The sequence below is a fragment of the Pontibacter populi genome, from assembly GCF_040278685.1.
GTDB lineage: Bacteria > Bacteroidota > Bacteroidia > Cytophagales > Hymenobacteraceae > Pontibacter > Pontibacter populi.
In genome coordinates this window covers 131,145-157,556 of sequence record NZ_JBEOKT010000008.1, presented here as the reverse complement: position 1 = coordinate 157,556, position 26,412 = coordinate 131,145, and the positions used below count along the sequence as shown (strand labels likewise).

21 protein-coding genes are annotated in these 26,412 nt (G+C 44.3%); 11 read left to right on the top strand and 10 right to left on the bottom strand.

All coding sequences use genetic code 11. The features are described 5' to 3' along the window. Nucleotides 1–8 precede the first annotated feature (8 nt). The 7 genes from plsY to ABS362_RS11195 form a co-directional block, all read right to left on the bottom strand. Nucleotides 9–656, bottom strand: a complete 648-nt coding sequence (plsY, locus tag ABS362_RS11225) for a glycerol-3-phosphate 1-O-acyltransferase PlsY (protein ID WP_350412595.1) — start codon at nucleotides 654–656, stop codon at nucleotides 9–11. Between the two features lie 149 nt (nucleotides 657–805). After that, nucleotides 806–5,605 carry a hypothetical protein gene (locus ABS362_RS11220; protein WP_350412572.1) on the bottom strand — a complete coding sequence of 1,600 codons (4,800 nt, stop codon included), beginning with the start codon at nucleotides 5,603–5,605 and terminating at the stop codon, nucleotides 806–808. An 18-nt stretch (nucleotides 5,606–5,623) separates the two neighbouring features. Then, nucleotides 5,624–6,454 (bottom strand): 50S ribosomal protein L11 methyltransferase, encoded by an 831-nt coding sequence (gene prmA, locus ABS362_RS11215; RefSeq protein WP_350412570.1) that lies wholly within the window; start codon nucleotides 6,452–6,454, stop codon nucleotides 5,624–5,626. A gap of 8 nt (nucleotides 6,455–6,462) precedes the next feature. Then, a complete protein-coding gene (locus ABS362_RS11210) occupies nucleotides 6,463–6,828 on the bottom strand; it encodes a 7(1) septoil knot domain-containing protein (protein ID WP_350412569.1) in 366 nt (121 codons plus the stop codon). A gap of 95 nt (nucleotides 6,829–6,923) precedes the next feature. Then, nucleotides 6,924–7,685 carry a triose-phosphate isomerase gene (gene tpiA, locus ABS362_RS11205; protein ID WP_350412568.1) on the bottom strand — a complete coding sequence of 254 codons (762 nt, stop codon included), beginning with the start codon at nucleotides 7,683–7,685 and terminating at the stop codon, nucleotides 6,924–6,926. Nucleotides 7,686–8,532: 847 nt separating this feature from the next. Beyond that, nucleotides 8,533–11,340, bottom strand: coding sequence for an excinuclease ABC subunit UvrA (gene uvrA, locus ABS362_RS11200; RefSeq protein ID WP_350412567.1), 2,808 nt, complete (start codon nucleotides 11,338–11,340; stop codon nucleotides 8,533–8,535). Nucleotides 11,341–11,720: 380 nt separating this feature from the next. Next, complete coding sequence (locus tag ABS362_RS11195; RefSeq protein WP_350412566.1) at nucleotides 11,721–11,858, bottom strand: hypothetical protein; 138 nt, start codon at nucleotides 11,856–11,858, stop codon at nucleotides 11,721–11,723. 54 nt (nucleotides 11,859–11,912) lie between these two features. Here ABS362_RS11195 and ABS362_RS11190 point away from each other — a divergent pair, with 54 nt between their 5' ends. After that, nucleotides 11,913–12,935 (top strand): T9SS type A sorting domain-containing protein, encoded by a 1,023-nt coding sequence (locus ABS362_RS11190; RefSeq protein ID WP_350412565.1) that lies wholly within the window; start codon nucleotides 11,913–11,915, stop codon nucleotides 12,933–12,935. Between the two features lie 97 nt (nucleotides 12,936–13,032). Then, a complete protein-coding gene (locus ABS362_RS11185; RefSeq protein WP_162428455.1) occupies nucleotides 13,033–13,158 on the top strand; it encodes a 30S ribosomal protein THX in 126 nt (41 codons plus the stop codon). A gap of 62 nt (nucleotides 13,159–13,220) precedes the next feature. Here ABS362_RS11185 and ABS362_RS11180 read toward each other — a convergent pair whose 3' ends face one another. Beyond that, nucleotides 13,221–14,492 (bottom strand): MFS transporter, encoded by a 1,272-nt coding sequence (locus tag ABS362_RS11180; protein ID WP_350412563.1) that lies wholly within the window; start codon nucleotides 14,490–14,492, stop codon nucleotides 13,221–13,223. 510 nt (nucleotides 14,493–15,002) lie between these two features. Here ABS362_RS11180 and ABS362_RS11175 point away from each other — a divergent pair. The 9 genes from ABS362_RS11175 to ABS362_RS11135 all read left to right on the top strand — a co-directional run bounded on the left by ABS362_RS11175 (nucleotide 15,003) and on the right by ABS362_RS11135 (nucleotide 21,158). Continuing rightward, the gene (locus ABS362_RS11175) at nucleotides 15,003–15,338 is read left to right on the top strand and encodes a hypothetical protein (RefSeq protein WP_350412562.1); all 336 of its coding nucleotides are present in this window, start codon (nucleotides 15,003–15,005) and stop codon (nucleotides 15,336–15,338) included. A gap of 751 nt (nucleotides 15,339–16,089) precedes the next feature. Further along, nucleotides 16,090–16,467, top strand: a complete 378-nt coding sequence (locus ABS362_RS11170) for a group III truncated hemoglobin (RefSeq protein ID WP_350412561.1) — start codon at nucleotides 16,090–16,092, stop codon at nucleotides 16,465–16,467. A 430-nt stretch (nucleotides 16,468–16,897) separates the two neighbouring features. Continuing rightward, entirely contained in the window at nucleotides 16,898–17,500 is a 603-nt protein-coding gene (locus ABS362_RS11165; protein ID WP_350412560.1) for an RNA polymerase sigma factor, read from the top strand. Further along, the gene (locus ABS362_RS11160; protein WP_350412559.1) at nucleotides 17,475–17,705 is read left to right on the top strand and encodes a hypothetical protein; all 231 of its coding nucleotides are present in this window, start codon (nucleotides 17,475–17,477) and stop codon (nucleotides 17,703–17,705) included. Before ABS362_RS11165 ends, ABS362_RS11160 begins: the two co-directional genes overlap by 26 nt. A gap of 19 nt (nucleotides 17,706–17,724) precedes the next feature. Next, nucleotides 17,725–18,408, top strand: coding sequence for an endonuclease III (gene nth / locus ABS362_RS11155; protein ID WP_187033989.1), 684 nt, complete (start codon nucleotides 17,725–17,727; stop codon nucleotides 18,406–18,408). A gap of 152 nt (nucleotides 18,409–18,560) precedes the next feature. After that, a complete protein-coding gene (locus ABS362_RS11150) occupies nucleotides 18,561–19,163 on the top strand; it encodes a hypothetical protein (protein ID WP_350412558.1) in 603 nt (200 codons plus the stop codon). A gap of 166 nt (nucleotides 19,164–19,329) precedes the next feature. Then, entirely contained in the window at nucleotides 19,330–19,905 is a 576-nt protein-coding gene (locus ABS362_RS11145) for a hypothetical protein (protein WP_350412557.1), read from the top strand. Between the two features lie 64 nt (nucleotides 19,906–19,969). Next, nucleotides 19,970–20,656 carry a hypothetical protein gene (locus ABS362_RS11140; protein WP_350412556.1) on the top strand — a complete coding sequence of 229 codons (687 nt, stop codon included), beginning with the start codon at nucleotides 19,970–19,972 and terminating at the stop codon, nucleotides 20,654–20,656. Between the two features lie 4 nt (nucleotides 20,657–20,660). Beyond that, complete coding sequence (locus ABS362_RS11135; protein WP_350412555.1) at nucleotides 20,661–21,158, top strand: YdeI/OmpD-associated family protein; 498 nt, start codon at nucleotides 20,661–20,663, stop codon at nucleotides 21,156–21,158. A gap of 93 nt (nucleotides 21,159–21,251) precedes the next feature. Here ABS362_RS11135 and ABS362_RS11130 read toward each other — a convergent pair whose 3' ends face one another. Continuing rightward, nucleotides 21,252–25,031 carry a DUF3857 domain-containing protein gene (locus ABS362_RS11130; protein WP_350412554.1) on the bottom strand — a complete coding sequence of 1,260 codons (3,780 nt, stop codon included), beginning with the start codon at nucleotides 25,029–25,031 and terminating at the stop codon, nucleotides 21,252–21,254. 158 nt (nucleotides 25,032–25,189) lie between these two features. Further along, on the bottom strand, nucleotides 25,190–26,407 hold the full coding sequence (locus ABS362_RS11125) for a glycosyltransferase family 4 protein (RefSeq protein WP_350412553.1): 1,218 nt from the start codon (nucleotides 26,405–26,407) through the stop codon (nucleotides 25,190–25,192). Nucleotides 26,408–26,412 lie beyond the last annotated feature (5 nt).

The following is a 26,412-nucleotide window of genomic DNA, read 5'->3' as shown; positions in this document are numbered from 1 at the left end:
TAGTTGTTTTACTTTTTGCGGCCAATGGTAATGTTGGCTTTGCTTTCTTCGCCGGCAATTAGGCGATTAATGTTCTTGCGGTGCGTAATAACAACAATGGCAAAAAGTATAAATCCGAAAATGATCAGGATCGGGTTATCCGGGTGAAAATGCGGGTGCAGCAGCAAAAGCATCGGGAAAGCCAGCGCCGCTATCATAGACCCTAACGACACGTATTTTGAAAGCAACAGCACTACCACAAAGATCACAATGCAAACCAGCGCTGCTTCAGGTTGAATGGCCAGCATCATACCCAACAGCGTTGCGACGCCTTTGCCTCCTTTAAACCGCTCGTAAACCGGGAAAATATGACCTACCACAGCCAGCATACCCATCAATAACTGAAAGATGATCAGGTTATCAGCAGGAATAGCATCGAACAAAAGCAGTACGTTGGCAAGCGAGGTAGCAGCCCAGCCTTTAAAAATATCGATCAGCATAACGATAGTTCCCGGCTTTTTGCCCAACACCCTGAAGGTATTGGTTGCACCGGAGTTACCACTGCCATGCTTGCGGATATCGATACCATAGTACCATTTACCCAGCCAAACAGCCGTACATATAGAGCCAATAAGATAAGCAGCTACAAAAAGTATAGCTATAAGAAGTATGTTCATCAATCTTGAATTCTTGTTTTACGTTAGCCTGGTGCTTCCACTTTGCCCTGTTTAGCAGACGTGGAGGGCTTTAGAAGCTCAAATATAGATAATTCTTAATTTAAATCTAAAGCCCGGCACCTGATAAATGGTATACGCTATATTTATAGTTACTGGTTATCTGACCCTGGCTCTGGTCCCTCCTCAGATTCGCCGCCCTTCTTCTTTTTCCGTCTTTTCTCCTTTTTCGGCTCCTCATCAATCACTTCCATATCGTCTGTAGAATCGATCTCAGGTTGTTGTGTTGCTACCTTAAAACCAGATTTTCCATCCAGGTAATTTTTGCTCATGTGCTCCAGGAAGATATTTTTATCCATGGTCTCACCCGGGTAAAAGCCATAATTGGTAGTTGTACCACGGCCACGCTTCGATTTTGACCTTACTGCTTTATTAAACTTATCGTTCGAAGCCACAAGGGTTAAACCATTCTCAAAGTAGCTGAAATAATACCAGGTGTACTGATCTGCCTGCAGGTATAAATTCATAGTAGGCTCGCCGTTCAGGTCCTGCTTAATTTCCATGTAGCCATCTACCATCGCATTTATATCTTCCTTCAGAATGCTTGCAACACCTATTTTACCCGTGCTATACCATGCCTTCTGCTCGTTAGACCATTTAAGATCCACTTTATTCAATATCAGGCTTCGGATAAGCGATTTATCAACTTTAGGCAATGGAATGTGGCCTGCACCTGACTCGCTGATATACTTGCGCACTCCACGGTCACCGATAAATTCGCCCAGTTTATAGTATGTCGCATCGCTGCCATCCAGCGCTTCCGGTGCGCTTTGGGTGTTTTCTTCCAGGTGCTCTGCCATAGCCAGAAGTGCCTGCTCCGGCATCTCCATGTCAAAAGCCATAAAAGCATCTATGTTATAGCGGCTGCTGTCTACGTTAGCCGATCCATTGCCTGAAGACTCTACTTTAAAGTTACGGTTAGATTTAAGCAGGTTCATTTTACCTTCGAAGTGCAGCCTGTTAGTAGCCTCGCTGTAGCGCAGCACATTGCCCTGATAAGAACTGGCATATGCACGGTCTTCGCGTCCTATCTTAAATTCGGTATTGGCTTTGTTGTAAGAGATAGCACCATCTGCCAGGAACAGATCCAGGTCATCTTCGTTCTGTTTCTGCGACACAAAGGTGTTGTATAATGTGGCAGTAGACGCTGAAACGTGAATACCTGTTCGTAATGGCGTTCCATCGGCAGCTTTTGCTTTCTGGATCGGGATACGGACATTGGTCGGGTTCAGGGTATCTTTCTGGTATGCAAACCAGTCCGATGCAGCTTCGTTTCCGGTAAAGTTCAGTTTCAGTTCGCCATCAAAATCCAGGTAAGGTTTGGTTGCATGCATCAGCACTTTACCCCGGAACATGATCCTCGGGAAAATGTAAAACTTATCCTTCTCCTCTACAGTGGCCGTGGCAAACGAATAAATTGGCTTGCGTTTGCCCTGCGGATTATCGAAAGTGAAGTTAGTGAAATGTAGTTTAAACGAATCTTCGGCAGCGTTCAGGTAATCGAGGTAAGCTGTACCGTTCAGTAACTTCCGTGCTTTTACATCCAGGTTACCTTTGTATAGTTTATGGTACTGCTGTGCCGAGTCGGCGAGAATACGTGAGTTACGCAGCGTACGTATAGTTGCGTCTGCTGATACGGTTACTCTGCCACTGTCCGGGATCACATACATATCGGCAACGGCAATGTAAGGCACACCACCAGCCAGTATTGTATTTTTCTTCAGGTCGTACACGCCGCTACCCGCCATAAAGTTAAGCGAGTCTTGTTCCGGGTGCATCGAGTAGAAGTAGTTTTTACCGTTCTTATCCGACTGCAGGGTAATGCGTTCGGTGGCAAAATCCCAGCGGGCACTGCGCATAGATGTTTTGTACTGCGCTCTCGGGAACTCAATACTTGCAGCACCTACTTTTTCAATACCGAAATCCACGGCACCTTTGGTCATGTCGTAGTTAAACTGCACACCCTGTGCTTTTATAGCCGGCCTTACCTGCACATCCGATTTCGCGATCATCTGTGAGTTATTACCAGAGAAGCTTCGCTGTATGAACAGGAACTCCGGAGATGTAACGTTTGCCACAGGGTTATCGAGCTCTCCGTTACCATACATACCACCCGGCGATAACTTGGCCACACCTTTAAACTTATACTTCTCTTTATAGATCAGCATAGGTTCTTTGTTGGTCGTCAGGTACATCGAGTCGGCCTTAGGCAGCCAGTTCATCTGGAAGTTGCTGAGCGTTGCCACCGGAAACTCCGTGCCGTTCAGTTTTTCTTCTTTTATAGTTGCTGTGGCTCCTTTCTGTGTTTTGACTGCATCGTGGTAGTACGTGTATTCCGGAGCTTCTAAGGTTGCCGTAAGATAAGTAAGTGTTCCTTTGCTTTGGATTCCCTGCGAGCTCATCATTACAGTGTCGTAGGCAATGCCTTTACCGCCATAAGCAGGCAAGCCTTTTGCCGGCGGCTGATGATAGAAGCCCAGCGTCTGGTCGGGCATCATGATCAGCTTTGTTTTTATGGCCGGAAAAATACCTCCCGAGTGGAAAGTACCTTCAAAGCCAATGTTATTTTTACCCGAGCTCAGACTGTCGAGTTTAAATGGCGGCATGTCAAAGTAAACCGTGCTGTCGTAAGCGCCACCTAATACATCGGGCCTGTTAAAAGTAACCTGCGCACCAACCGGGGCATCAAATTTCGGGTAGTCCGGGTAATATTCTTTTCCTGATTTATTGTTAGGCTTGTTGATGTATAGTTTACCGGTAAGCTTACCAGAACGGCTTGTCAGCACCTGGTTTGTAACTTCGCCTCTTGTTGCTTTCCGGTTGCTTGTAATCAGGGCTATAGTATCCAGTTGCTGCATATCGATCATGAACTCATCGTAATCGAACTTGAATTTAGAACCTTTAAAGGCGAGGCTGCTGGCAAATATCTTACCTCCAAACTCAATATTACGGTTATCCAGGATGCGAACTATACTGCTGTCCGGCACGATGTAAACACTGGCCGTATCGTTGTTGAAAGCAATTTTACTTACCCCACGTACTTCCAGCTGGTTGTTATCCATGTTAAGGGTAGCATTTCGTCCGGATGGAACTACAGAGCGGATCACGATGTGGTCATAGTCGCGCACTTTTTTAGAAGCCCCCACATACAGCCAGGCTTTCTTTTTTAGCGCGATATAACCGGTCGCGTTGTCATACTCCAGGTAACCTTCACGTGATAAATTGTGGGCTGCCTGCTTAATGGCCTGCTCGTTTACCTTGTTAAATTTGGCTACATCAGACGCATAGAACTCATTCTTTTTGGTTTTAGCGCTATAAGATACCAGCGCCAGCAGCGGATGGAACGTTGCAATACCCACCATTTGCTGAAACCTGTTATTAGAATAATATTCCGTAGACTCCAGCTGAACAGGGATTATAGTTTTGGTATTGAGAACCGAGAAGTTGATGTATGGTGTATTCAGATCCCAGGCAACACGTTCGGCCACAATCTCCATTTCATGGTAGGTATCATAAAATGGTGTGCGGCTAAAAGGTCCTTTGTCTTTGGTAAGCACCAGGCGGTTTAGCGGTTTAGAATAGCGCAATTGCACAGCAAGGTGCGAGATAGAATCTTTTTCCTGGTAGATGGATACGGCTGCTCGCGAAGCAACTATAACTGAGTCGTTGAGGGTATAGTTAAGGGCCTGCGAACTGAATTTGCGTTTACCGCCATCCACCACCGATATTTCGGATAAGCTTTCATCCAGAGCACGGCTTCCTATAAGGTCGCCGGCCAGCGAGAAGCCACCTATATATCGTATTCTTTCGCCCAGGCTTTTGACTTTCGCATCGTTTGTAAAAGACGCGAACCTTGGGAAAAGCTTTTCGCCCTGCGCGCCGCGCTTTGTACTTCTGAATTCAAAAGCACCTTCTACCGGCTCAGATAAAACGGCATCGTAAGTAAGCGTAACATCCGGGGCTTTAAAACCAGCAAAGGTTATATCAAAATTGTACTTCCTGAAAATAGCCGACGCTTTGCTGCCACCTGCTTCCCAGTCGTAAGAGCCGCCTTCGCCTACAAAAACGCCTTTTGACAGCATTAACTGTCCGCTTGTTTTGTGTATAGCTGTAGAATCGTAGTTGGTTGCGAAAACAATGTCAACATTTTCAAGCTTCAGCGTTGGTCCGGATATAGCAGGCTGCGCCGGGATATACATTTGCTTCAGGCTCTCTTTGCGGCGTTGTGCTGCTTTTTTAGCTTCTTCTTTCTTTTGCTCTGCAGATTTTGGCTTTACAACAGGAGCTCCCCAACCATCATCTATAGATTCTTCTTCAGAACTTACTTCATCATCCCACGAAATATTATCCCACTCGCTTGAACCCTGTGCTTCTTTGTCATCAGCTTTTTTACTGGCACCTTCATATACAAAACTAAAATTACCGCCTGTGGCATATAATCTATAGTTCGGTTTCTGGAAGATGCGGTCTGTGGTCAGGTACAATTTACTTGTGTTCAGAAAGTTGCCTAAACCTGCTATGTCTTCGGTATCAACAGCTTTTGCGGTTACATCGAGCATGTTGTTCAGGCTGCTGCCGCTTAGGTTGTGCTTGTTTACGCCCGCCGCCAGCATGGTATAGAAATCAGAAAAATGCGGGTTAGAGCGCATCTTTTTACGATACATCTGCTGCGAGATATCTATTACCTGGTCTTTTTGCTTATCGGTCAACTTGCCACCATTCCAGATAGCATCCAGTTCGGCATTCAGTTGTTCGGCATTGGGCAGCTTGCCAGCAACCATCAGCGCTTTGGCCTCGGTGATAAACTCGTCAGGCTTTTTAGAGAACTTGCTCTGAGCCTGCGCTGCAAACGTTGTTAATAAAAATAATAAGGGTAAAAGTCTGTACCTCATAGCAGTACTGTTAATGTGTTAGCTGTTTTTAAATATCGCGGAAACCCAGTTGTTCTTTACCCGATGAGACAAATAGGTTAGTCCCAGTTCAGTTGCCCGCTCCTGCAGCATTGGCAGGTCTTCGGTATAAAATCCGCTTAGCAGTAAATATCCCTGTGGTTTTAGCACGGCAACGTAAGCAGGCATATCTTCTAAAAGCACGTTTCGGTTTATATTGGCAAGAATGATATCATAAGGTTCATCACCTTCAATCGTTTCAGCACCGCCCAGGCGTACATCTATAGTTGCGTAACCATTCAGTCCGGCATTTTCGCGGGTATTTTCAACGGTCCAGTCTTCAATCTCGACAGCTACAATTTCTGAGGCGCCCAGCTCTCCGGCCATAATAGCCAGTATGCCAGTGCCACAACCCATATCCAAAACGCGTTTGCCCTTGTGGTCCAGTGTCAGTTGGTTTTCGATCATCAGCGTGGTGGTTTCGTGGTGCCCTGTGCCAAACGACATTTTCGGGTTGATCACGATATCGTATTCCGCGTTGGCAGGTTTCTCGTGGAACGATGCCCGAACAGACACTTTATCGCCGATAAAAAGCGGCTCGAAGTTGCGCTCCCATTCTTCGTTCCAGTTCTGGCGCTCTATTTTTTGGGTAGTATATTCTACCTGCACCATTCCGGCATAGCGGTTTACTACTTCCTCCAGCGCTTCCTGGCTAAACTTGTCTTCGTCAATGTAGGCGCTAAAGCCTTCTTCATTTTCTTCAAAGGCATTAAAGCCCAGCTCTCCCAGCTCAGCAGTAAAAATGTCTGCGAAATCAGCGCTTACTTCTAAAGTTACTTCTATAAAATCCATGGTATGTGTTATTCGCGGCAAGCGGCAAATGAGCGCACAGTTGTAAAATGCACGGTTATATCTGCCAGGTTTCGGTTATCGGTTACATATAAAATGTGGTCTGCAAACGCCTTGCTAGGTGTAATATACCAAACAGCCGTAGCATCCGCAAAGAGTTTGTTGTTCTCGCGGTACACTACCATGTCGACAAATGCTTCGTCTTCACCCAGAAAAACAGTATGAGAGGCGTCGTTCCTGTACTTTGGATCGCGCTCCAGGTAAACAGAGCCATAAATTCTACAATAATCGTTGCCAACTATAGCAGCATCCGGAGCGGGAGCTTCGGGGGTAAGAAAAGGCAAAAGTGCCAGCCAGAAAGTGAAAAGAATAGGCATAACTCACATTTTACTCAAAGATAACGATTTGCGGCAACAAAAAAGGCTGCCAACATAATGTATTAGCAGCCTTTCTGGTTCCTTATATTTTAATATTAGAACGATTTAATAATATCGGCAAAATCTCTTGATTTCAGTGATGCACCACCGATCAATCCGCCGTCTACATCCGGCTGGGAGAATAGTTCTTTGGCGTTGCCCGGGTTGCAGCTACCGCCATACAGGATAGAGCAGTTAAAAGCAGCTTCGGCATCAAACATTTTAGAAAGATGCTCACGGATATACGCGTGCATTTCCTGCGCCTGCTGGCTGCTGGCTGTGCGGCCCGTACCAATGGCCCAGATCGGCTCATACGCTACTACCACCTGGTCAAATTCTTCGTTGCTCAGGTACGACAGGCTGTCAAGCAGTTGCTTGCCTACATACTCAAAATGATTCTCGGCATCGCGCTCCTCCAGTGGTTCGCCACAGCAAAAGATTGGTTTTAAACCCTGAGCTATAGTTGCCTTTAGTTTTTTGTAGAGTGTCTGGGCATCTTCGTGGTGGTACATGCGGCGCTCGCTGTGGCCGATGATCACATACTCCGTACCAACCGACTTCAGCATACTTGCCGAAACCTCGCCGGTATAAGCACCGCTTTCGTGCTCGCTCACATTCTGGGCAGCAAGGTACATCAGGTCATTGCCTTGGGTAAGTTTGCCCACGCTTTGCAGGAACGGGAAAGGAGGTGCCACAATTACAGTCACATCGCCGGTTACTTCGTCTTTCACCATGTTATCGATCTCCGACACAAGCGACAGCGCTTCTTCGTAGGTCTTATTCATTTTCCAGTTTCCGGCAACAATTCGTTTTCTCATGTTTTATAGTTTGATGATGAATTTATAGTTGATTAACAGCTTCCGCTGCTTTACGGCAAGTTAGTAATTTATGGTTTATGAGATGTATAATTTGTAACGCAAGCGTTAGCTGAGGAGTTTTATAGTTTCTGGATTTACCCCTTCCCAGCCTTCCCTAAGAACAGAGGAAGGGGTTGGCTATCGTTCTATAGTTTTTTAATTGTCATTCCGAGCGAATCCGAGGGATCATATCTGTCCTATAGTTACTCATTTGTCAATTCGACGTTAGGAGAAATCTGAGTTCTATAGTTTGAATTCTTTTGATTTTAACCAAGTCATAGTTGCAAATCACTTCTACTCCTGGGAGCTCTATAAACCTATAGTTTCAATTCGGCTTTGGTGCCCTCACGGCCGGGAGGCCCCGTCTTCGGGCATCGCGCTGTGCGAATCTCTTTTGCTCGTGCCTCGCAATGCCTGACGGCACCAGATATTCACAAGGCGCTCAACCCAAAGACTGAGATCTTTCGCGTAGCAACAGCTAAACTATAGTTCAAACCGGTAAGCTTCGAGATTTATCGTGGTTGTAGTTCCGTAGGGACAGGTCGCGACCTGTCCATTCACAGGCTGCAACTATAGAACTATAACCTCAACTATAGCAAAAGCCGAAATTCCCCTCTCGGGAGGGGCAGGGGTGGGTTAAACTATACCAGATCTCTCACGCTGTTTGAGATGAAAAAATGAAGAGGTATAGTATAAATACTCTCTCTCCTCTTCAAAAGGAGAGGGTTGGAGTGAGATAAAATACCAAAAAGCCGCAGCAACTTTGTAGTTACTGCGGCTTTTTATAATTATCGGTTATAGTTCAAAATTATAGTTTATCCTTCAGGAAACGTGCCGTGTGGTTGTCATCCAGCTTCGCCATCTCTTCCGGGGTTCCTTCAAATAACAGATACCCACCATTTGTACCACCTTCCGGACCGAGGTCTATGATCCAGTCTGCAGACTTAATGATGTCCATGTTATGCTCGATGATGACAACGGTATTGCCATTTTCTATCAGAGCATTTATGGATGTGAGCAGTTTGCTGATGTCGTGGAAGTGAAGACCGGTACTTGGCTCATCGAAAATAAAGAGGATATCTTCTTGGTGTGGCTGTGCGCCTTTGGTTAAGAAAGATGCCAGTTTTACACGCTGCGCCTCCCCACCGGATAACGTGTTACTCGACTGCCCTAACCGGATATAACCTAAGCCTACATCATTCAAAGGTCTCATTTTTTCGATGATCTTGGGCTGGTCAGCAAAGAAATCGATACTGTCGGCAATGGTCATGTCCAGCACTTCTGCTATACTTTTTTCTTTGTACTTGATGTCCAGTACAACTTGTTTAAAGCGATTTCCGTGGCAGCTTTCGCAGGTCAGGTAAATATCAGCCATAAACTGCATTTCTATCTTTACCTGACCTTCGCCCTGGCAAACTTCACAACGACCACCCTCTATATTAAACGAGAAATGCGACGGCTTAAAACCACGTGCTTTGGCTAGTGGCTGATCGGCATAGAGTGTACGGATCGCATCGTAAGCCTTCACATAGGTTACCGGGTTCGAGCGCGATGATTTACCGATCGGGTTCTGGTCTACGAACTCTACGTGTCTGATCTTATTATAGTCGCCGGCCAGTTTATCGAACTTACCGGTTGCCTCCGAAGTAGCGCCATGCAGCTTTTGCATAGCAGGAGCCAGAATTTTCTTGATAAGCGTAGATTTACCCGAGCCACTCACACCTGTTACCACGGTCATCACACCCAAAGGCACTTTTACGCTAAGGTTCTTCAGATTATTTTCGCGGGCACCGATCAACTCAATCGCGTTGCGCCACTTGCGGCGTTGCTTTGGCACAGGTACTTCCATGCGGCCGCTCAGGTATTTGGCCGTATAGGTGTCGCCTTTCTGAGCCAGCTCGTCAAAAGTACCCTGAAACATAAGGTTACCACCACCCGAGCCAGCTTCCGGCCCAATATCTATCAGCTGATCGGCGGCGCGCATCATTTCTTCTTCGTGCTCCACAACTATAACCGTATTTCCTAACTGCTGTAGTGTGCGCAACACGCCAATCAACTGTTCAGAGTCTTTCGGGTGCAAACCTATACTTGGCTCATCCAGAATGTACATTGAACCTACCAGAGCACTGCCCAATGATGTGGCCAGGTTAATTCGCTGACTTTCGCCCCCGGAAAGGGTATTGGATAAACGATTCAGGGTGAGATAGCCAAGGCCTACGCGTTGCAGGTAACCTAATCTGTTTGCAACTTCAATTACGAGCCTGTCTGCTACATTTCGTTCGTGCTCTGTAAGCTCGATATCCCTGAAAAACGGAAGCACCTGTGTGATCGGCATCAGTACAAGGTCAGTTATGCTTTTGCCATTTACTTTTACATAGCTGGCATCTTTGCGCAAACGCGAACCACGGCACTCAGGGCAGGTAGTGCGGCCACGGTAACGAGACAACATAACACGATACTGAATTTTATGCGTCTGTGCCTGTATGTGTTTAAAGAAATCGTTCAGGCCTTCGAAGTATTTGTTACCGTTCCAAAGTAATTCCTGTTCGGCTTCGGTTAGTTCGTTGTAAGGGCGATGTATCGGGAAATCGAAGCGGATGCCGTTTTTTACCAGCGGCTGCAACCACTCGTTCATTTTATCGGAACGCCACGGCGCAATAGCTCCTTCATAAACGGTCAGGCTTTTATCCGGAATTACCAGGTCTGGATCTATACCCAGCACTGAGCCAAAACCTTCGCAGGTCTGGCAGGCTCCGTAGGGGTTGTTAAAACTAAAAAAGTTAACCGATGGCTCCTCGAACACCATTCCATCCAGTTCAAACTTATCTGAGAACACGCGTTCTTCGCCATCGCCATACTTTACGCGACATTCGCCATGCCCTTCGAAAAAAGCAGTCTGCACCGAGTCAGCAATTCTAAACTGCAGGTCCTCATCAGATTGATAGATTACTGCACGGTCGATCAGGATGTAAACTTCTTTGCCGAGGTTGGGCTTTTTCTGTTCCAGCAGCTCTTCTATAAAGTAAACTTCTCCATTGGCATAAATTCGGGAATAACCTTTTTGTAACAGCAGATCGAGCTCTTTTGCCAGCGAACGATCTTTATGTTGCAGCAGCGGCGCCAAAATCATCACACGGGCTTCATCCTCTAAAGAGAAAACAAAGTTCACCACATCAGTTACTGTGTCTTTCTTCACCACCTCACCTGAGATTGGCGAAATCGTCTTGCCTATGCGCGCGTAAAGCAGTTTCAGGTAATCGTAGATCTCGGTGCTGGTACCTACCGTAGAGCGGTTATTCTTAATACTTACCTTCTGCTCGATAGCAATGGCCGGACTGATCCCTTTAATATAATCCACATCGGGCTTATCCATACGGCCCAAAAACTGGCGGGCGTAGGAGCTAAGACTTTCCACGTACATGCGCTGCCCTTCGGCATACAGGGTATCGAAAGCCAGGGAGGACTTACCCGAACCGGAAAGGCCCGTGACAACTATAAATTGATTGCGCGGCAGGGCCACACTCAGGTTTTTCAGGTTATGAACACGTGCGCCTTTAATAATAATATTCTGACGTGCGTCGAGTTCGTCGATGTTGTAGTCGGGAGTTATTGCCATAGTAGCGCCAGCTTTTACCAGCAACAGTAAATGCCGTTGCTGCAGCCATTTTCTTTCTTTTTATAATTGTGTAAAGTTACGAATACCCGCCTACTTTAAGAAGCAGTTTATCCGGTATGCATCATCCTATAGTTGGCGCGAACTGCAATTCCTGAAAATCGCTCATCGCAACGGGTTAAAGCATCTTTTTGTAACAGCAGCAAGCTTAAAAAGGTTTAGCTTTTGCCAAGATGTTTGCTGGGACAGTGCTATACAGTGTTCGCCAAATTTGTATTGATTTTCACAAAAAAGACCAGTTTAAATCTAACGTGAAAGTATAGTAATCGTACACCTGTATATAGCCGCTGCATATGTTTGGCTGCCGCAGGCTGTGCCTCAAGTTATTCTTCCGACACGGTTTGCCTGGCTTCCACAATGCCAGGTAATTTACACTCCTGGTTGTAAGCGCAACAACACACTTCCTCTACGCTGGCCTTAGTGCCACACCCTGCCTTAAGGCAAAACACTTCGTTACCCATTTACGCCGGGTATGCAGCTGATGCTATGTGAGACTGTACCTAAATACCCACGCTATGAAAAAGTTTACTTCTTTACTAATACTTATCAGCTTACTTATTTATGGTTTAATACCAAGCAAGCTATTAGCACAGGGCAATGGGAATTCCGAACCTATTCCATGTAACTATACAGATGGCTCCTGTATTTCTATAGGTTACGTCTCGATTGTATTTGTAGAAGGCAATCCTGACATGTACCTGATTTCTGTTGACTACCAGATAAATCAAGGTGGTGAGAATGACTGTCCTGCAATTGATCGGATTAGATTCAACCCAAGCCATGCTAGTAGCGGAATTATAGAAATTGGAGATGAAGAAGAGATTATCGGATCTACAATTATAGAAGTTAATGCTAATTCCTTTGATTCTCCCGGGCAAGACAGAACACTTACTATGACTATAGAATATGCTGAGGCAGGAAGGCAAAATGAACAAATCCCTATTAGGCTTCCAGAAGACGCTGAATGCGGCGACATCACCCCTCTCCCAGTTGAACTAACCAGTTTTAAAGGTAAGGCAACAGAAAGCGGAATTGATTTAAAATGGGAAACGGCCAGCGAAATTAACAACAGTCATTTTGCAGTAGAGCGCAGCGGAAACGGTAAGACCTATGAAGCAATAGCAATAGTTCAGGGCCGCGGCACAACATCTGTAACCTCAAATTATAGTTTAACAGACAAGCTTCCTCTGAAAGGCATAAACTATTACCGCTTAAAGCAAGTCGACTTCGATAACACCACAAGTTACTCTAAGACTATAGCCGTAAACTGGGATGCATCCGAAACAATGAAACTAGCGCTAGTGCCAAACCCTTGCCGTAACGGAGATTGCAATATTGCGATCAGTAACGCAGCTAACCTCGAAACGCTTGTGCAACTAAAAGACATGACAGGCAGAGTGGTGTATTCTAAAACCGTAAGAAGCGAAAGCCATTTGTTAGAATTACCCATGGCGGAGTTGAAACAATACAAAGGCTTATACTTCCTGACAGCAGCAACTGGTAGCCAGGTAGTCCACCAACGCATATTACTCGAGTAACCGGAACAGCCTGAATCTGAAACTATAGTTTAAACTTATAACCTGTTGACGTGCCTTACCCGTATTAGTAGGCATCAGCTAACTAACTAAACCACTTATGGGAAAAGGAGATAAAAAATCCAGAAAAGGCAAGATCACAAAGGGCACGTATGGCAACAGACGCCCGCACAAAAGCAAAAAAGCTGCTGCAACCACTGAAACTCAGAAATCAGAAAGCAAGTAGCACACAAACGGCACTGCAATTCAGCAGTGCCGTTTGTGTTTAACTATAGTTTATAGTTAGGTTCAGGCAGTTTGCGGCTCCAGGTCCAGGGTTCTGAGTTTATCTGCTTTCCAGGCTGTAACACCTACCACACCCAGCGTTATTAATCCGCCTAGCACTACCGACGGAACCGCACCCAGCAATTTGGCCATAGCACCAGCCCTGAAAGCCCCTATCTCATTAGAAGACCCCACAAAAATACTGTTAACTGATGATACGCGTCCTTTCATGTATTCCGGAGTAAGCGTATGGATAAGCGTAGAGCGGATAATGACACTGATACTATCGAAAGCGCCGCTTAATATGAGCATGACCAATGAGAACCAGAAGTTAGTAGAGAAACCGAACAAAATCAGGCTCACCCCAAAACCAGCTACGCACCACAGCATCTTTTTGCCCGCCTGCACGGTTATCGGGTGGTAAGCCATCCAGATTGCCATAACCACTGAGCCTACCGCCGGCGCGGCGCGCAAAAAGCCTAACCCTTCCGGACCGATCTTTAAAATATCCGAAGCAAAAATAGGCAGCAGCGCTACAGCCCCACCAAACAGCACGGCAAACATATCCAGCGAAATAGCATTAAGTATAACCTGGTTTCCGAACACGAATCTTACACCTGATTTCAGACTCTCCTTCATGTTCTGCGGGTTGATATTCTCCGGCAACGGCTTCGCCCCGATCAAGGCAAAAGATACCAGGGACAGAAACACCAGTACAGCATCGGTAGCGTAGGCAGCCGTAATGCCATAAAAACCATACACCAAACCACCAATAGCAGGACCAACCAACGAGGCTGCCTGCCAGGTAGTGCTGCTCCAGGTTATAGCGTTAGCGTATAGTTGCTTGCCCGATACCAGCTGCGGCATAAACGAAAACACGGCCGGGTTCATAAAACCCCGGGCAATACCGCTTATAAAAATGATCACGTAAATTGGCAACACTCCAAACAGCGCAATTGTATTACTAATATCCAGGGTAAAGTAAAGCAGCGCCACAGAGCATAACATCAGCAACGATATCACGACCATGATGATCTTTTTGCGCGGTACCATATCAGCTAAATAACCGGCATACAACGACACAACGATAGATGGTATCGCTTCGGCTAAGCCGATAAGGCCAAGCGAAAGCGGGTCTTTGGTGATATCGTAGATCTGCCAGCCAACTATAACGGCCTGTATCTGCATGGCCAGCGTAATGCACAAACGCGCAGATATATATAGCCTGAACTCCGGCAACCGAAGCACGGCGTACGGGTCGTGTTTTATAGCTCCTAACCCCTTCTTACCTTTCATTTTGCACCTTGTAAAATCGTTGTACTATACCCAGCGTTATAGTTGCCGGCCTATAGCAAACTGCAAAGGTAAGCAGCAGGGCAATGTATTTAACTTCGGGCTATAGTTTTATTAATTCCGCGAGCCATATTTTAACTATAGCTCACACAACTTTATCTCCTGTCAGCTAATACAGAAACGCAAAATCAACACACATCACTGACTTACAGCATCTTGCAATAAATATATTTACTTTTTTGCTTTTTTATTAACAATACTGCAACACAGTAGTTAGCTTAGAAGTATAACTTTTTAGAGGACGGGGTATTTTTTCCTCAGCAGATCCCCACCGTTCTTTAATCTGTGCGCCTGCACTGCATTTCTGTTATAGTTGTGTAAAGAATAGCGCACACAAGTTATCTTATTATAAACATTGCCTTTACGGTTTAAATGGTATGCTCCGGTTTGGTACCTTGTGGAGCGCGGAAGCATACGCTTTAAAGATTTTTTTTACTATTAGATATTGACACTATGGAATTACTGGACATCAAGAGTTTATTGGGAAACATTGAGAAGAAGGTGTACCAGCAGGAAATTACGACAAGTACAGACGTAACTAAGCTGATAAATGCAGAGATTGCCAAAGCTATAAACTTAAAGAACGGCATAGCAAACACCAAAGAAGCCTCATTAAAGAACGTATCGTGCACCACCTTAGAGTGCTACCTGGACCACCTGAAAGCCCTGGAACAAAAACTGCAGAAGCCATGCGATATTTCGGCGCAGTGCAAACCAGTGGAAGAACGAGAGATTAACCGACGCATTTTACTTATACTCAACCGTTTAAAGAAATACGACAGAGGATAAAACTTTTACATACCGATTATTTCAGGAAACCTTCGCCAGGCCCAGTAAAGCTCAGCGAAGGTTTTTTGTTGTTCTATAGTTAAGGTTTACCTCACCCCAGCCCTCTCCTTTTGAAGAGGGCCCCCTACCCCCAAAACAGGAGAGGGATTTTTTCTACTATTCCTCTTCAATTTGTCATCTCGAACAGCGTGAGAGATCTGGTCCAGTTTAACATCCCCCTTTGCCCCCTTCAAAGGGGGACTTTCTACCTTTGCTATAGTTGGAGTTGTAGTTCTATAGTTCACGATATGGAGCGGACAGGTCGCGACCTGTCCCTACGGAAATATAGCCACGATAAAACTCGGAGCTTATCAGTTCAAACTATAGATAGGCGGTGGCTATGAGAGAGATCGCAGTCTTTGGGTTGAGCGCCTTGTGAATATCTGGTGCCGAAAGGCATTGCGAGGTACGAGCAAAAGAGATTCGCACAGCGCGATGCCCAAAGACGGGGCCTCCCGGCCGTGAGGGCACCAAAGCTGGTTTGAAACAATTAGTAAGTAAAGCTCCTAGGATTAGAGGGAATTTGAAACGATGGCTTGGTTCAAGTTGGAAGATATCCACCTATAGAACCCAGATTTCTACTTGCGTCGAAATGACAATTGTAAAACTATAACTTACTAATTTCCTGATACTGACCAATGTCATTTTATGAGCACAGCTTATAGTCTATACTTGCATCGTAGAAAAGTATTTACATAGAAAAATAGCTGCAATGAAGCGGGACATAGAAAACGAAGAAGATATAAAGGTGCTGGTAGATACGTTTTATGGTCACGTAAATAAAGACGACCTGCTGGATCCGATCTTTAACGGCTTTGCCAAAATCGACTGGGAACACCATTTGCCACTGATGTATAACTTCTGGAGCACGGTGCTTTTTGGGAACATGACTTACAAAGGGCAACCTTTTCCGAAACACATGAAGCTACCTATATACAAAGAGCATTTTACCCGCTGGATAGAGCTATTTGTAAAGACTGTTGATGAACTTTTTGAAGGCCCCAGAGCAGAAGAGATTAAACAGAAAGCATTAAGCATAGCTCAGGTTTTCCAGATGCGTTTAGGGATTATGGACTACCAGGCGATCTAATTTTTCAGAAAAATAACAGGACTTAAAAAGCCTGCGAAGCTGCAACCATCACTATAGCTTCGCAGGCTTTTTTTATACGTCTACCAATTAGGAACTATAGTTTGCTGCCCTTCCTTTTTATAGTTTATATGAAATCTAATATGTTACTATACAGCAATTTACTATATGTGGATAAATAAATTAAATTAAAAGCATACTCTTTTATACTTTACCAACGTATACATCTTTACTAAAAATAGATTGCCTTTGTTTGCAAAGGAACGATCAGGGGAAGGTTAGGTAAGTTTTTTATGACTTAAGCTCCGGCACCTGTTGCACAAACAAAAAGCATTACATATATTTGATTTACCATTCTTAAATAAAACTGTTCAAAAACCCTAAAACGCACAATATGATATAAAGCTCTACGTTAAACTAATGTAGCTTTACGATGAATACAACTACCCAGATGAGCGACTCTGCTTTAGTCTCGCTCTACATCTCAGGTAATGAGAATGCGTTCGAACAGTTAGTAAACCGACACAAGAACAAAGTATTTACAACGATCGTTTTGATCGTTAAGGACACGTACACGGCCGAAGACCTAATGCAGGATGCTTTTATTAAAGCGATCCACACCATGAAGAGCGGACGGTATAATGAAGAAGGCAAGTTTTCGTCCTGGATATGTCGTATTGCCCATAACCTGGCAATCGACTTTTTCAGGAAAGAGAAACGCAGCCCGATGATCACGCTGGAAGACGGAAGCAATGTGTTTAACACGCTTGCATTTGCCGCCGACTCTGCCGAGTCGCTGCAGATAAAAGAAGACACCTGCGTTCGTTTACGCGAGCTTATCCAGACGCTGCCACAAACGCAGCGGGAAGTGCTTATGATGCGCCATTACGCCGACATGAGCTTTCAGGAGATAGCAGACGCTACCGGTGTGAGCATTAACACAGCCCTGGGCCGTATGCGCTATGCGCTTATCAATCTCAGGAAGAAGATGCTAAACGGTAATATTGCTTATGATAAAAACATCTACTCAGAATGAGCTTATCCAGTATGTATACAATGAGTTGGCAGATGATGCCCGCAAGCAGCTGGAGGTAGCACTTATGCACGACAACGAGTTGGCCGACGACTGCTCCGATCTCCTGCTGATCCAAAGACTATTAGACGGCGCTACGAAAAGCCCGAGCAACCGCGCTATAAATAACATCCTGAATTACTCAAAAAGCTTAAGTTTGCAGTCTTAACCGACTGCAAACTTTTTTTATGCGCAAAAAAGAACGCTACAAGCTCCTGATCGATTATTTCACGAATAACTTTCCGGAGCCTGAAACCGAACTGGCTTATACTAACCCCTACGAGCTTATACTTGCCGTTGTGCTGAGTGCGCAGTGCACCGATAAGCGCGTAAACATGGTTACGCCTGCCCTTTTCGAAGCTTACCCCACACCGGAGGCACTTGCTGCTGCCGCGCCGGAAGAGATATTTGAGTACATCAGAAGTATATCGTACCCGAACAACAAGGCAAAGCACCTGGCAGGTTTAGGCCGCATGCTGGTAGAGCAATTTAACTCCGAAGTACCCAGCACTGTAGAGGAACTGGTAAAACTGCCCGGCGTAGGTCGCAAAACAGCTAACGTCATCGTTTCGGTTATCTGGAACCAGCCTGCCATGGCCGTAGATACGCACGTGTTCCGGGTTAGTAAGCGCCTGGGGTTAGTAGATAAGAAAGCGAAGACGCCACTGGAAGTTGAACGCGAACTGGTAAGTAATTTGCCCGAAGAACTGATTGCCAAAGCACACCACTGGCTTATACTTCATGGCCGCTACATCTGCATAGCCCGCCGACCGAAATGCGAAGAATGCCCCCTCACTCATTTCTGCGCCTTCTTCCAGAAAAACTTCCCGAATATACCAGACGACCCGGAAAATAAACTGGGAGGAATTTAAGAAGCTAAAATCTGTAAATTATAAAAGCCTGCTGCAACTATAGCTGCGGTTGGCTTTTTTGTTGGTGTATAGTTTTTAGGCTATATTAGATAGCTTTACTTATAGCTTAGCTCTCTATATCAACTTTTAAATAGTTTAAACTAAACCTGAGCATGAAATATCTATTGACAGTTATACTAATCGCTAGTTTGTATATACAATCATTCTCTCAGGTTAATCCCATTCAAATAGATAAGTCTTTATTTGATTATCAGGAATATGCACTTAAGCACATTAAGCGAAGGGAATTTCATAAAGGCATATTTGAATACGATTCACTGAATAGTATAACTCGTGAATTCCATTATGAGCAGATAGATGATAATTTTAAAAAAAGCTTAAAATCCAGTAAGCTTTGGAGTGTGACTACTTTCCCGTTTTTTTCAGCCAGTGATTCATTGTCAAAAAAATTTGAAAATGATCAATACATATATTATTCAGTTGTCACTCAAGATGAACGCATCAATTATTATCTTAAAGATTTGATTTTGAGGTTCAACAAAAACTACAATCAAGTAGATAGAATAGAAGGCAAATTAATCATTCATGCTAGCAGTTTATCTGATGGAGATTATACATATGATGAAATTTATATTGCTGATTTTGAGAAGGCCGGTGATTTTTATTTACCCTCAGAAATTAGATTTTATTCAATTGATGATACGGAGTTAAAACGACCCAGGATAGTAGAGAAAATAAAATATACCATTAGATAACTTTTAAATTAACAACTAATACGATAGCTCGAACGAGTATATAAAAAGCGGCCATCTACCCAAACAATCTCAACCCTATGATCCCAAGTCATTTTGCTGTTGGTCTGGCAGGGGAAACATCATTACTAACTAACATTAAGCGAAGCTTTTACCTTCCTTATTTGATATGATCACATACAAAACGATGTCCTCGAATAGGTATAGTAATTGGGTTACCCTTTTGGGTGCTATGCTTTGGCTTGCAGCAGGATTAATTTTGTCGCTACGTCCTGCGGGCAACCCACCTCACTTCTTCCGCACAAGCGCAGACCTGATTCCTTTCCTGGCGCTGGGCTTAGTATTGGTGGGCGCCCCTTTTGGCCTTAAAATGTTAGCTTTCGAAAAAGCAGGTGGCAGATTATTTAAAGCAGTTTGCCTGGCAGTTGTGTTCAGTAGCCTGACGTATGCAGTGGGTGTAGCTATCAGGCATCTTTTTTTACAGGGTACCGGATGGGAGCCGTTTATGCCGTTAGGGTTTTTAGCGTTTATTATTTCCTGGGCATTAGTAGGAGTGCTTTCACTAAAAAAAGGCTTTCTTTCTGGCCTCGCTGGCGCACTAATGATTGGTTCAGCTATCAGTCTGTTAACTTTTAATGATCAGTACAACCCTTATGGAGCTATTGCATTTGGCATACTTGTATCCCTAGTGGTTCTATTGTCACGGAAAGACCATAAATTAGCTAACATTACAAATTCTCTATAGTACGAAAAGTAAACCCACGCTAACATTTATAAAAGCGATTATCAACTAAACTATAATCACTCCCATGTTTCTAGGTCATTTTGCTGTAGGTCTGGCAGGTAAGGCCGCAGCGCCAAAACCATCTTTAGGCACTTTGTTCCTGGCTGCGCAGTTCCTGGATCTGCTTTGGCCTACGTTGCTGATGCTGAACCTGGAGCAGGCCATGATCTCACCAAACCCGGACGTACTGGTGCCGCTCAAGTTTACAAGCTATCCAATCTCCCATAGTTTGCTGCTGGTGCTGGGCTGGGGGTTACTGTTCGGGTTAGTTTACTGGCTTATCAAAAAAGATACGCGTTCGGCGGTTGTACTTGGTCTGCTGGTTGTCAGCCACTGGCTTTTAGATCTTATCGTTCATGTACCCGACCTGCCCCTTTACCCTGGCGATGCTCCTAAGCTGGGCCTTGGTTTATGGACTTCCACTATAGCAACTATAGTTGTGGAAGGGCTTCTGTTTATAGTTTGCCTGTGGCTGTACCTGAGAACTACTAAAGCAAAGAACAAAACTGGCATTTATAGTTTCTGGGCACTGATCACATTTTTAGTAGTTATACATTTCATGAACCTGTTCGGGCCGGTGCCGCCAAGTATGGAGGCTGTAGCCTGGGGCGGACAAATGCAGTGGCTGCTCATCATCTGGGCATACTGGGCCGACCGCAACCGTGAAACTATAAACTATAGTTCGGCACCAACTATAGCGCCGGCTGTTTAAGGTTATGTCAACTATAAACTATAAAACGTACATTAATAAGCTACCTCACCTACCGGGCCATTACATAGAAGTGCCTCCTGAAGTAGTGCAGCAGCTGGGAGGTAGTTTTAAAGCTCGCTTACTGTGCACCATTAATGACAAGCTAACGTTTCAGGGTGGCTTGGTGGCATTGGGTGGCGGCAGCGGTTATATCAGTATTAACAATGTGCGGCTAAAACAACTTGGCTTGTCAGCTGGAAGTGAAGTTCAGGTCAGTTTACAAAAAGATGAAAGTGAATTTGGCATCGAAATGCCTGAGGAACTAACTGAATTGCTAAGCCAGGATGATGAAGGCAAGCGCAGGTTTGAATTGCTTCCGCCAGGAAAGCTGCGTTATATCATCTACTATGTATCCCAGGTCAAAAGCAGCCAACTCCGCGTCGATCGGGCTCTAATGCTGATCAATAACCTGAAACAACTGCCACTCGGTAAAGAAACTTTTAAAGATATGTTAAGAAAGTAAGTGTAGCCCTACTCAGAGCTATAACTTATCACTAACTATAAATAAAAAAGGGAGAATCGCTTCTCCCTTTTTTATTTTAAAAACCATGATGGCTTACTTAATACCGATTTGTTTAGCATCTGCCTCGATCACTTTCTTATAGAAAGCACTGAACTCAGGTACACTCGCTGTCGGAATTACGTCGCCTTTATACTTTAGCTCTCGTGTAAACTGCAGCGTATTATTCACCTTTTTGCATGATAAGGTATAGTCTGCATAAGCACAGGAGTAGTTTATAGTTTTAGGCACCTCTACCAGCGTCTTGTTTGTCGGAATATTGATAGTGATAGTCTCTCTGTCCATATCCGCATATTTTACCTGCGAAAGATCGATCGGGAACATTCGGTCTTCGTTCACAACAAAATCGCTGGAAGAAGCTTTGCTGCTCCACGGTAAAGAGAACAACGACATTCCACCTACCTGAGTAATAATATCCTGTAAGGTATACTCTATTTTACTGCCTACTGTATCTGCTACATCTTCCAGGCCGGTAAACTCAAGCTTCTTGATACTGGCGTTAGTATAGTAAGACTTAAGGCCATCCTGTATTTCTTTCTCGCGTTCTTTGTTGCTCAAATGGCGGTAACGCGCTTTGTTGGATGCAGCCATAGAGGCAGTATTATAGTTCGTCTCACTTACCTCCAGGCTTCTGTCTTTTATAGTTATAGTTGTTTTGCGGTCAATGTTATTTGGCTTGCGAACAGTTGGGTTCAAATAGCCAAGCGCTAATGGCTGCGTATGCTTTTCATCTTTAATTTCTAAAGTTCTTGAGTTAAGCGCGCTACTATACAAACTCCCGAACGGCAGATAGTTAGATGTTAGCTCCATGTAATGCGTTTTTCCATTCAGGTCTACTTTTGCAATACAGTGGTTAAACTCTATCGAAGGGAGATCCAGGTCATTTAAACCATTCTCACGGGTATTCACCAGTACAAGTCCTGCTTCTACGCCAACTTCTTTACACATTGATACAAACAAGGTAGATACGTCTTTGCAATCGCCGATGCGTGTATTTAAAACTGTAGAAGCTTTCTGTGGGATAAGACCACTTTGGCGGAATGACACAGAACTATACCTGATGTTATTGATAATGTAATCGTATATGATTTTTATCTTAGCTTCTGCGGTTAGCTTAGTTTTATCTTTAAACAGTTCAGCTACTACTTCTTTTACTTCAAAGTCAGCTTTTGCTTTCTCAGATGCAAGGTCAGAGTACCAGTTGCTTACATAGTTCCAGTCAGGTATAGATGATAAATGCAGTGCCTGGCCCACGTCAGCTAATGCTGGCATCTTATCCTCGTAATTCAGCCCTTTCTGGTTTGTTTTCTCCCATACATAAAAATCAAAATCAGCGTCTGGTTTAGATGTAACAGGCTCTAAGGGCTCCTGGCTCATCTTATACTGGAACTTTACATCCGGAGAAATAAGCAGGCTATACTTGGTTCTAAGGTAAGGCAGAGAATGCTGGAAGTAATATTTATGCCAGAAATGAGACGCTAAACGACCTTTGTTATAGTTTTCAAGCTTATAGGTAAAATGTATCGCATCACCTGCTTCCAGGTTGGTAAATACCAGTTGGTTGTCATTTGTTTCAGCAGGTACTTTTGTGCCGTTCCGTTTTATTACTTCGGCTTTCTCTACAACTAAACGCTGATCACTGTTATAGCCTATGTTATACTCCTTCCAGTTATCAACACCTTGCTCATCCAATACCTTCAACACAAAAATGTGTTTTTCTTCAGATGCACCGCTTTTATAAACAACACGCTGTACTTCATCGTGCACAACAAGGCTACGGTCTTCAGGATAGGCATCAACTCCGGGAGCAGCTTTAAATAAAGCATACACATCTACTGCCGGGAAGTAATCGAAAACATCTTTCTTGTTCTCCAGTTTGCGAAGCTCCTTAATACTGCTGAAATCGGTAGGCTCGTATTCAACAGCTTTCCTGTAAGATGCAATAGCTTCTGTTTTGTTACCAACGTTGTTCAGTGTTTTTCCTAATTCCGCCCAGTACATGCCAATATAAGGCGATATGTTAATGGCTTTGCGGTAAGCTATTTCTGCATTTTTATAATCCTGCAGTCCGGCGTATACTGTTCCAAGCTTGTATTGATATCCAACTGCTACCGGTATTCTTGCAACAGCTGCTTCGTATATTTTCAGTCCGTCCGCCACATTTCCTTTCTGGAAATAATCACTTGCCAAAAGTTCTGAATGTTCGTAATGGTTATTTTCCTTCAGGTAGTTTTTAAGTATCGCAATAGAAGACTTACTGTTCTTTCTGACAGACTTCTCTATTATGTACTTTATTCTTACAAATTCAGCATTTTCAGGAAAAGCGGCATACGCTTCTTCTGCTATCTTTATCATATCCGCTTCTTTCTTGTTTAAATAAGAAAGCTTCAGTCTTTTGATATATACATTTTCATCTATGCCAGATGCCTTTTCTATTTTTGATAAGATAGCTGCTGCATTGTCGTAATTCTCTTTGTCAACTTCATCATTAAAGAGCAGGTTCAGAGAAAAAGGATTTTCAGGATCGTTGTCTTTTAGCCATTCCAAGGCTGTTGCCAGCTGTGTTCTGTTATCTTCACGCTGGTAAAGCTCAATGAGTAAGCTCATGATGTAGCTCGATTCAGGGGCTAGTTTCTGAGCGGCCATAAATGCCTTGCGTGCCTCATACTTTTTCTCGTTTCGCAGGTATGTGTGGCCCAACAGGATATGGTTTAATGCTTTTGTTGGTTCCTTTTTTACAAGATCTTCAAAGTACACTTCAGCAAACATAGGTACTGCTTTCGCTACATAACTATTCTCAGGCGTATAAACCTGTGGCTCTTTCGAAAAGCCAAGACCTGTAATAGGCTTGCCAGTATTATCTGTGAGACGCGCCATAAAATTAGAGCGGTCTGCATAACTTTCAGCTACCTGTACAAGCAGGCGGTTATATCCTTTGTTGAGTTTTACAGTTGTCAGGTATGTATCAAGGTCGTTGTTGCGTTCCTCCTGCTCAGCAAGTACTAGCTTATCATTTACCCAGGCTTTTAACGAGCCTGAAACACCCATACGCAGCTCAACTTCCTGTTCTGCAGGGCTGTTTACAAACGTCTGAGCATAAATTACGGAGTTGTGTGTATAAAAATGGTATGTAAAATCTATCCATCTATCCGAACGGAAAGCCGGCAGGTTGAACCATTTTACTTTTGCACCAGCCTTGTTTGTAAAAACAGCATCACTTCCGCCTTGTTTTATAGGGCCATATGCCTTATTAAATCCGCTTGCTGATATGTTCTCAAATTCACCTACAATCTGCCAGTCTGTTATGGCTCCTATTTGGCTGTAAGACGCTTCTGCCTGCTTTTGATTATTTATGGCTTCGTAATGGCTGCCAGTTATACTTTGTGCCATTGCCCGTAAGGTACCATTAGCCCGCGTATCATTCGCCAGATTCTGTAGATACGCCAGTTGGGCCTGAGATTTTTTGCCACCACCAGCTGTTACAGCGGGTGTACTCCAAAGTGCGAAAGTATAAGGGTAATGTGCCGGGTTGGCAGCCACAAAGCGGGTATACTCTGCAAATGCTTCTGAATTTGTTTTATCTATAGTTGCCAGCAATGAAAGTCCCAGAAATGCTTCCGCCTTTGTAGATACATCCTTTGTAGCTTTTGTAAACAATTCTCTTGCCTGCTGGCGGTCATTGCTGTAAAAGCTTTTCCAGGCACTATCCAGCGACGCACTGTTTTGGGAATAAGCTAGAGAAGGTGCTAATAAGGAAAATAGAAGAGATAAGAGCAGGTATCTGGAATAACTGCCACATAGTAAAGATTTAAACATACTTGTAAATGATTAGGTGGAAGTAAGCGCACACCCAGCTTGTTTTCATAGGCTTTTGGCAAAGTGCCTTACACAGATAATATTAACACCTCAAGTTAAGTGATAAAGATCAAATAAATATATACTTAACTGAATATTTTATTCTTTTTATGGGATAATTACCTGGTAACAGCCTCGTGCTTGCTTACTACTTCAAGCAATTTAGCTTCAAGGTCTTTCACCAGTTGCTGTCTGTCAAATAATGTTGCTGCAACTTGTTGTCCTCTGTTACCAGCTTCGATTAAGGTTTGCTTATTATTCAATACCTGTTTTATAGTTTGTGCGAGTTTAGCAGGTTGTTCGGCCGGGGTGTACCAGCCGCAACTATAGTTCTCAACAAAAGTTTTGGTCCAGCCGGGGTTGGTAACTATAACCGGAGTACCACAAGCTAAACTATCATAAAACTTGGCCGGCGAATTAGATGCTAAAACAGGAAGATCATTAAAAGTAACCAACGACAGATCAGCTAATTTAAACAACCCGAATACCTGGTCGCGGGATTGCGGTGGCAGCAACAGTAAATTTGGTACACGCTGCGCCAGTTCCTGCAACAGCGCTTCGTAATAGCCTGTTCCGGTTAACACAAAAACTATAGTTGGGTCAGTGGCCAGTAACTCTATAGTTTGCATTATAGTTGGTATATCGTTGGCACGGCCATACGTACCTGCATACAACACCACCTGTTTGCCATGTAGCTTATAGTTGGTTCTGAGCTTTTCAATATCCGCTTCGGTTACAGCATCTGCTTTCTCAATATCGGTCCCGTTAAGTATGGTGGTAACTTTTGCCGGATCTATGCCTTGCGCTACTACATAGGCCGTCATGTCCGGGGAGAGCGTGATAATGTGAGAAGCGCTTTTATACAGGCTGTATTCCATTTTATAGAGCAGGCGCTGCATCCATTTATACTTCACCGCACCCATCTCTATCGGGAAGCTTGGCCACAGGTCCTGCACCTCAAAAACCCACGGCACATTGCGCAACCTGGCAACCTGCGCCACTACAAATGGCACCGACAACGGCACCGAGACCGCCCATAGTACATCAGGCTTTTTCAGGCGCATCAGTTTATAAAATGCACAGGCTGCAAACCCTACAAACGAGAGCATCCGCATTACTACGCCCATTTTGTTGGCATATGGTACCTTACACTCTTTCAGTTCCACTCTTTTTGGCACCCAACTATAGCTATGCGTTACCTGCAGCTTGCGCCAGGCATTGGTGGCCACCAGCGTAATTTCATGCCGCCTGGCAAGCTTCTCCATAAAAGAATATTGCCTGCACGTAGCCGGGCAATCCGGGCTGGCGTGGTGCTGGTGTAAAATGGTGATGTGCATTAAAA